Here is an 8,118-nt window from a genome sequence, read left to right as displayed (position 1 = left end):
CATGCAGGGCTTTCAACCCCTCCAGTGCTGTTTGCAGCTGGTCACTCTCCACCTCACAGGTGATGTATTGACCAGGAAAGTCCATATCCAAAAAGGCTTTCTCCATCATATATTGGGTGGGGTTTCCCACCACCGGGTTGCCAATGCAGAAAAACAGTGAAGGGAGCGGTCCCTTCATCAGTGCATGTAGTGTATCCATTGCAATCTCCTCCTCTGTATCGTAGTACAGCTTTACCTTTCTGTCTAATGCTTATACCCAATACCCATTGTATACTCATGTCTGGTAACTATTCGTTCATAGTCTTATATTGGTACCCAAGAGAAAATATACATGGAAATAGACGAGCAACGATATACAGAACAGACAGCACTCCTTGATTATACACATCCCACTATCGCAGCACTCATCAAACAGCAGGGCTGGCTTACCCTTCCTATTCTCGGTAGTCGTATTGCCGCAGTGTATACCTTTGTGCGTGATGCCATCCCCTTTGGGTATGGTGAACACTTTGCTGTGCCTGCTTCACAGGTGCTTGCCCAAGGTATGGGAAACTGCCTTACAAAGACCACGCTCCTGATGGCACTGCTTCGTGCAGTGGGAGTCCCTTGCCGGCTGAAGGCAGCCATGATCAGCAAGGTCATTCACCGTGGATTACTTGGTGAGGTCTCTTTCCTTTTCAGTCCACGACATCTGCACCATACGTGGGTAGAATTATATTACCAAGACCAGTGGATTGAGGTCGGAGGACATATTGTTGACCGCCCCTATCTGGAAAAGCTCCAACAGAAGTTTGCCAACTTCATCGGAAGCTTTTATGGCTACGGGATAGCCGTGACCCACTTCCGGAACCCCCCGATCAGTTGGGAGGAAGAGGAGACAGAGATCCAGAGCAAGGCAATCAGGGAGAGCCTGCACACCTTCAATGACCCAGATTCCTTTTTCAGCACCTATCCTGAAGCAGAGCAAAGAACACACTGCCTGACCTACAAACTGATACTCCGGCCAAAGCTCAACCGTTCGATCAGGAAACTGAGAAACAGCTGAACCGTCTCTACCTGGGCTCTTCCTTCTCCCCCAATGTAGGTACGAAGTGTTTAAGAAATCCAGCTTTCTTGGACCGGTACTTTACATAAAAATAGCCGGCAATACTGAAGGCAAGTGCCCCAATAAAATTAACGATTAAGTCTTCCATGGTGTCGAAGAGCCCAATATCCAGATACCCACCTACCCCCAATGGCTTTCCATTGACCACAACCTCTTCGATACCGCTTAAGGTGATAACCCTCTGGCTGTTTGTCTGGTCCAGGGAGACGGAGCGAATGGTGGTAAGAACGGTATCCTTTTGCATGTCCAAGCGAAAGACCACATCCATGAAGAACTCAAAGAACTCCCAGATTACTCCGATGGTCATGGAGAAGCAGAAAGCAACAATGGAAACGAAAAGGGGAGAGAGCCGGATGGAGAACCGTTCATTCTGGTTGAGTATATCCACCAGGGAAAACCCGATTGCTGCGGCTAAGAATCCGTTGAAGGTGTGCAGTAGCGTATCCCAGAAGGGGAAGGTCACATAGTAGGAGCGCATCTCCCCGAGTATCTCGGCTGCAAAAATGAAGAAGAGGATGATGTTCTCCAAGGTGTCCGGTATGTCGATACGGGTATTGGTTTCTATCAGGGAAGGAATAGCAAACAGAATAAGGGTAAGCACACAAAGGAAAACATTCTCATAATTGCGATTGAAGAGCTGGGCGACCAGTACCAAGACAACAATGAAACGTAGGACAAAGTGCACGATGCGCGTACTATCTTTCTCCCTCAAGGCCTGGCGGAATGATTTCTTCTCTGGGGTTTTCCACTTCTTCATGCCTAGCATTGTGAGGGGAGAAAGCATGCCGGTCAATAGTGTTTTGCGCTTCTTGGCTGGAAGCACCTTACTAATCTTTCAGGGTGGTTTTCCAATACAAAGCTATACATTTTCAGCATTTTGGCAACTAATCGTTTTTCTAATCTATATTTACTTTCACCCCTGTACATGGTATGGTCTAAGAGTTTAAGAAATCACTCTAACAACAGGTTACTATGCACACCTTCGTACCGTTCACCCAAGTATGCTTGTTGGCAGAGCAATTCTTGCACAAGAGAGAATTTCGTCGGGAAAGCGAGATTGTCTCACAAATTTTTGCATAGGAAAATGGGGACCCAGGTATGGAAGAAACGTTGTACGAGGACGAAGGAATCAGCATAAGTGAGCTTATTGGCATTGTATTGAAGCATGTTAAACTGCTTCTGATTGTATTTGGCATCATCGTCCTTGCCTGTGTGGGATATATCTTGATGAATGATCCCACCTATACCGCAACAACCACGGTAAGCGTGGAGTCGATCAAGAACCTCACTGCCTGGAATACTTCCAGAGGTGATATCAGGAACATAACTACTGAACTGCAGTTTCTCAAGCGTGATGAAACAGTACGTAGTGCCTTGGAAAGACTGAACCTTGCCTCCTACCAGAGGAAGGATGGCTCCACCTATGAAGACCTGCTCACTGACAAGAAGAAATTCAAAGGTCTGCAGGAAGCAATCACCACCAGTGAGATAAAGGACACCAATTCCCTCTCCATCTCTCTTGAACACTCCAACCCAGTATTTGCCCAAGATTTTCTGAATGCTCTTACCAGTGAATTTTCTGCATCCCTCCTTGCCTTTGCAAATACTGACCTTACCTTGCAGCATGATGCTTTGGATAGGCAGTTGGAAGAGAGTACTACTCTTCTTGAATCAAGCAAGGCAGCATTAGCTGCTTTCCAGGAAGAGACGGACATTCTCTCTTTGGAAGCAAATAAATCGGCATATCAGCGAATTCTCTCCCTTATTCAGCTCCAGCTTGGTGAGGTTGCTGAAATTGCTCCTGAAACATCTTTGGAGGGAACTCTCCAATCTCTTGGGGTACAGGATAAGCAAACCCTTCTTTTGACCTCTCAGTATTCAGATGCTTATAGACAATATCTATATGATGAAATCGCTCGATTGCTGGTACAATCAAATACACCTGAAGAGACTATAGTACGTAATCCGGAACTGGAACTTGCACTCACGGACTTGGAAGCCCAATTCTCTGAGCTTTTCCTCTCTCAAGGGTTAGATGAACTTGATGCTCTAGAGAAAACTCGTATCATCACATCGAGTGTGAAATATACCATTCTCAGCAGTCTGGAGAGTGAGTACCTGAACAAACTGAAAACGGTGACCGACCTCCAGCTCGAATACTCAGAACTCCGTAATGAGGTTTCCAGGGAGACCAGTACTTCCGTAAGTTTAACTTCCCAGATACGCTCCCTCGACTCATTCCTTGCCTCAGAGCGTACTGCCATACAGGTAGTGGAACCAGTGAAGCTGGTGAATGAGGATGGGGAATCCAACAACCTCCTTATCCTGGCAGTGGGTGTACTGCTGGGAGCAGCACTTGCTCTGCTCGCAACCCTGCTTGCGGAATACCTCTCTGACACGATTGATGACGAACAGTCCCTCACCAGGATTCTGGGCAAGGAGGGAAAGCTGCTTATCACCATCCCCCCGGGAAGCAAGGATATCAATACCGAGATGGAAATTCTCGAACATCCTGATTCGGCTGCAGGAAGCGCATACACTCACCTTGCAGGTATTATGATGTATACCCCGAATACCAATGTGTTTACCCTGGGAAGCTTGAGTTATGGGGAAGGCACTTCCTATACCACACTCAATACAGCACTCTCCATGGTGAAGAGCGGAAAGAAGGTTCTTGTCATTGGTACTGCGAATGAGGGAATGAACTACCAACGCCTCTACGCAAAGATTACCAACCATGTGGAAATCGCTTCAGCGGCCCACCTCAAAACTTTCTCCCTCGATAAGCCGTGTAAACCTGCTGGGGAAGACCCTGAACTTACCATTGCATCAATGGATGCAAGCCCAAAGGAGTTGGGACAGATCCTCAACAGCCCACAGTTTGTTGAGTACCTTGGCAGTGTTTCCGCTGTCTTTGATGTGGTACTTATCGACGGACCAACCTTCCGCTCTGCCTCGAATCTGCTTGCAGTTTCTAGAGCCACCAATGGATTGATCCTGAACATCCGTAGCTTTGTAGGGTCGCGTAAGATGCTCAAGGCACTGCTTCACACCTTTGGACTCTGCGACCTGCCTCTCTCTGGTGTTGTCCTGAACAATATTGCAGGGAAACCCTCCTATCAGGAGCGACAAGCTATCAAGGCACACGACAAGGCCCTGACTGCACTCATGTCCGGTAATGGGAGTGGTCGAGAAGTCAAGCTGTTGACGAAAGCTTCATCCCGTTAAAGATACACTGTCCCTCCTCAGGAGAGGAGGGAACAGGAGAGCGTGCATGAAATACAGACTGTTGATGCAGGAACCCGAGAACACACTTCCCTCTACTCCCTTGCTGCTACAGGTGTTGCTTCCCTCCTATCTATTGCTACTGTTGCTTGATATTATTTTCACTATCCCCAATATAGCGATCATCTCTTTCATGCTCGCTTCCCTGTGTACCATCATTACTATGGTAACCCAACGGAAAGCCATGGAATTGGTTGACTATCTTATGGGTGGTATGTTGGTACTTCTCCTGATCTATGGAAAGGTCACCCAAGGACAAGGGGTATCCCTCCTGAGTGGATTGGGTTACTCACTGGCAGGCTTCAGTATCGGCATACTGCTTGTATACTCCAGCTGGTCCAAGAAAACCTTCCGGATTTTCTTCATCATCACCTCGGTGCTACTTGCCGTCGCAGTCTGTACGACCACGATAGACCTACCCACTTTGAGAGGCATCAAAAAGGCTCCCCTTACATACATAGCAAGCATCATGTTCCTGGGAGAGGGGTTGCTCTATATCTCGGACTTCTACAACAAACGATACCGACCAGCCATCTGGCCGGCCATTGTTTCAGTGGTACTCTCCTTCTGTGCCAGAGGACGGGCTGCGATCATCATATCAATGTTGTTTTTGGTGGTAATCATCATTATCAACATTCGCTTCATTGCCTATTACTATGTCGATTCTGGAACCCACTGGCTGAAGTACTATCGTCTCCCACTTCTGCTTGCCTTGATCATGATCATCATAGCACTGGTTCTCCTTGTTCCCCACCTCTATCGCTACTCCCAGTTTGGAAAATTGGGGTTTACCAATACAGGAAGACTCAGTGCAGCAACAAGGTTCCTGAATGAACTGACACCCAGGAAACTGCTTACAGGGTTCACCCCGTCCTTCCTGGCACGCAAAGGCCTTCCAAACTCATACCTATGGATGATTGCAGCATTCGGGATCTTCGCTGCAATTCCCTTCCTGGCAATCCTCTTCAGCCTCTACCGCCTGCTGCCTACCTCAATGCTGCTTTTCAGCCTTATGGTCATCCTCTCTGTGTACTTCCTCGGAGAGATGCTCTACCCTTTCCGCTATGGCGATATTCTCTTCGTTCCCCTGGTCTTCAGTGCAGTCCACTCTGATAGGATCTACATCCCAGGCAAGCACGATGAACCACCATTCTGGGACCGGTATTGATTCAAATCAGTATTCTCCTTTCTTACAAATTAGCAGAGACACTTCGTCTCAAGCTTGATGTTTGGTGGGGGGAAGGGATAATCACATGAAAGAAACCATACTGGTTCCCGGCGGGAACTGGTAGGGTTCTTATACTTCTTCTTTATCAACAAACAGAGGAACACCTCCGTATCTCCCATCTAGATACGCTTTATCAATTTTCCTGTCGCTACGTTCATTGAACTCTTCAAGTGAATAGAGTGAAGTCTCCCCCTTTCGTTTCTGTACAAACCATATCTCGTCTCTTCTAAGGAGATCCAAATTCAATAATCTTGATTCATGAGAAGTGACAATTACCTGAATTGGATACTTGGCAATATGTGAAAGTACTCTTTGAATGAATCGGTAACTCAGCTGTGGATGCAAACATCTATCGAGTTCATCGATTACGAATACCCGTGGCTCAGTCGTGAGCAACACCTCTGCTAGATCCATAATTCTGACCGTACCGTCTGATTCTTCACCAATCGAATACATTTGGCCATCAGTGTGACGGAATACAATTTTTTTAAGAGAGAAATTTTCCTCATTGTTACTTTTCGAGATACATAGGAAGCTCTGTGCATCCCTTAGAAGAATACTCATTCCATTTGTCTGAGGTTTTTTGGCAATCATTTCCAAAATGTCTTGTTTGGCATTTTCAACAGCCTTATGCAAATAGGTAGGAAGGTCAACAATCTGCATGTCAATTTTCTCAATGCCATGGATATCAGTATCAAACCTCTCCAGTAAGCTCGTAAGTTCCTGGAGCTTTTCATCAATCAGATACCGATTACCACTTGTGATGGGTTCAAAAGGCTTGCTTGCATTGAATGTTTTCGAGAACCACTGATATGTATCACGAAGAACCATCAATTCAGGATAATCCTTGTACAACTCTTTTTTCCCTGTGTTCATCATCGACAACAAGAGTGTAGTCTTATCCTTTCGCAAATCTTCTGCATACATGACTAACCGCTGTTTGGACTGGTTTGAGAGATTCCAAGCAATATCGGTCTCACCGGAAATCAGATTGCGGGTAAAGAGCGGTATTTCTTTTCCCTTTTGATCAATCTGAACCAGCCATTCTGATGTAAAAGTTCCCTTTGAAAGCAGAGCTTCAAAACCATAGGAGTAGAATGAATTGTTCAGAACCAAGATTGTTTCAAAATATGATACACGATCTGTATTTTCAGCCTTCGTACGACAATAGCTTTGGAAACAATTCCTCGGCAATCTCCCTTGTTCAATCGTCTTGTCCATGAAGGCCATAGCTTGTGTTAGATTGGATTTTCCTGAGGCATTAGCCCCAAAAAGTGCTGCAAACTTGAGCAGGCTTTTTCCCTGGACTTGTTCAACGCGATCTTGATGAGCACGAGTTTTTCCAGCGAACAAGGAAAACTCTTGTCTGCTACCAAAGGAAAGAAAGTTATCTACTATAAATTGTATAAGCATATTATCATACCTTTCGATTTTTTCGTTTTCATATATAGTATAATACACTTATATGTAACTATCTATATATATTTTCGATATATTTACGATTTTTTCGATTCTATACCAACATCCTCTACATATACCCATACACATGTAACCCAAAAATGAGATTAAGAAACTCTACCCTGAAACCCTTTTCTCCATAGAGCACTTCCTAAGAAGGTAAATTTTCTTTAGTTACCTTCTAAGGGAGAGACAATATTCAAAACAGAAGGTTTTTCTGCTATGTCTTGAGCAAGGATCACAGCAAATGAAAGGTATCAATACTTCAGAACCCAGGAGGCGTTGCCTCCTTTTCCGCCCCAAGGGACGGGTATTTCACCTTGCTTTCCCTGCACTCGCTCGGGAATGATCGACCAATCAAAGCCTAACCAGCAATCAGTTGCAGATGATTATGGGATTTGCTTGATCTTCGGTATTGATAGGCTGATGACTCTATGCAATGTATGTGCATTGTATTGCCTACATTACTTGGAAATGATAGAATTTCAGCAGGGAGAAACTCTATGGCTAGTACAACAATCAGTTTAAGAACGGATACGGAACTCAAGGCTCAGGCCGAGGAAATCCTCAATCAACTTGGAATGACACTGAATGGAACCTTCAACATGCTCCTTCATCAGATTGTGAGGGAAAAGTCAGTGCCATTGAGTTTGTCTCTGGCTTCCGAGAATTCATTGTATGCAGATTTGCTTGTTGCAGAAGATGAACGTATAAACGGGTATGTCGGCAGAAGTGGAGATGAAATACTTAAGGATTTTGACTTGATTGTGGCAGAGGCTGAAGCCAAATATGGGGTATGAAGTTATTGTCTCCAGAAAAGCCGATGAAATGCTTGTCAGTCACGTAAGATTCCTTGCCCAAGTGAGCATCCCTGCTGCCAAAGTATTGAGAAATGAGTTCTGTTCTGTTCTTGTTGCGTTGAAGGATAATCCCTTCCAATTCCAACTGGAAGAGGATCTTGGATTACCCAGCGGAAAATACAGACGGGTTGTTTTCGCTAAAAGGTACAAGGCGGTTTTCTCGGTTTTTGAAAATAGCGTGT

At 45.4% G+C, this 8,118-nt stretch carries 7 protein-coding genes and 1 pseudogene; 5 read left to right on the top strand and 3 right to left on the bottom strand.

What is annotated here, in order from left to right:
- Positions 1 to 199: pseudogene (locus AB7S66_RS10030) on the bottom strand (shikimate dehydrogenase); the annotation flags it as partial.
- A gap of 132 nt (positions 200 to 331) precedes the next feature.
- Between AB7S66_RS10030 and AB7S66_RS10025 the strand changes: the two are divergent.
- The gene (locus AB7S66_RS10025; RefSeq protein WP_428519605.1) at positions 332 to 1,045 is read left to right on the top strand and encodes a transglutaminase-like domain-containing protein; all 714 of its coding nucleotides are present in this window, start codon (positions 332 to 334) and stop codon (positions 1,043 to 1,045) included.
- 7 nt (positions 1,046 to 1,052) lie between these two features.
- Here AB7S66_RS10025 and AB7S66_RS10020 read toward each other — a convergent pair whose 3' ends face one another.
- A complete protein-coding gene (locus AB7S66_RS10020; protein WP_428519603.1) occupies positions 1,053 to 1,862 on the bottom strand; it encodes a hypothetical protein in 810 nt (269 codons plus the stop codon).
- A 341-nt stretch (positions 1,863 to 2,203) separates the two neighbouring features.
- Here AB7S66_RS10020 and AB7S66_RS10015 point away from each other — a divergent pair, with 341 nt between their 5' ends.
- On the top strand, positions 2,204 to 4,333 hold the full coding sequence (locus AB7S66_RS10015) for a GumC family protein (RefSeq protein WP_428519601.1): 2,130 nt from the start codon (positions 2,204 to 2,206) through the stop codon (positions 4,331 to 4,333).
- Between the two features lie 46 nt (positions 4,334 to 4,379).
- Positions 4,380 to 5,558 carry a hypothetical protein gene (locus AB7S66_RS10010; protein WP_428519599.1) on the top strand — a complete coding sequence of 393 codons (1,179 nt, stop codon included), beginning with the start codon at positions 4,380 to 4,382 and terminating at the stop codon, positions 5,556 to 5,558.
- Positions 5,559 to 5,687: 129 nt separating this feature from the next.
- Here the strand turns inward: AB7S66_RS10010 and AB7S66_RS10005 are convergent, their stop codons facing one another.
- The gene (locus AB7S66_RS10005; RefSeq protein WP_428519597.1) at positions 5,688 to 7,031 is read right to left on the bottom strand and encodes an AAA family ATPase; all 1,344 of its coding nucleotides are present in this window, start codon (positions 7,029 to 7,031) and stop codon (positions 5,688 to 5,690) included.
- 548 nt (positions 7,032 to 7,579) lie between these two features.
- On the opposite strand from AB7S66_RS10005, the gene AB7S66_RS10000 reads away from it, so the two are divergent.
- A complete protein-coding gene (locus tag AB7S66_RS10000; RefSeq protein WP_117329046.1) occupies positions 7,580 to 7,876 on the top strand; it encodes a type II toxin-antitoxin system RelB/DinJ family antitoxin in 297 nt (98 codons plus the stop codon).
- Positions 7,866 to 8,118 (top strand): hypothetical protein (locus AB7S66_RS09995; RefSeq protein WP_428519594.1); only part of this gene is annotated, 253 nt, incomplete at its 3' end. The genes AB7S66_RS10000 and AB7S66_RS09995, both read left to right, overlap by 11 nt.

The organism is Sphaerochaeta sp., assembly GCF_050178175.1.
Classification (GTDB): domain Bacteria; phylum Spirochaetota; class Spirochaetia; order Sphaerochaetales; family Sphaerochaetaceae; genus Sphaerochaeta.
This window is presented reverse-complemented; position numbering and strand designations above follow the sequence as displayed.

What these genes read in the sequence shown, in the direction of transcription:
- AB7S66_RS10005 (WP_428519597.1), bottom strand. Translation starts at nt 7,031, where the DNA reads ATGCTTATACAATTTATAGTAGATAACTTTCTTTCCTTTGGTAGCAGA.
- AB7S66_RS10000 (WP_117329046.1), top strand. Translation starts at nt 7,580, where the DNA reads ATGGCTAGTACAACAATCAGTTTAAGAACGGATACGGAACTCAAGGCT.
- AB7S66_RS10025 (WP_428519605.1), top strand. Translation starts at nt 332, where the DNA reads ATGGAAATAGACGAGCAACGATATACAGAACAGACAGCACTCCTTGAT.
- AB7S66_RS10020 (WP_428519603.1), bottom strand. Translation starts at nt 1,862, where the DNA reads ATGAAGAAGTGGAAAACCCCAGAGAAGAAATCATTCCGCCAGGCCTTG.
- AB7S66_RS10015 (WP_428519601.1), top strand. Translation starts at nt 2,204, where the DNA reads ATGGAAGAAACGTTGTACGAGGACGAAGGAATCAGCATAAGTGAGCTT.
- AB7S66_RS10010 (WP_428519599.1), top strand. Translation starts at nt 4,380, where the DNA reads ATGAAATACAGACTGTTGATGCAGGAACCCGAGAACACACTTCCCTCT.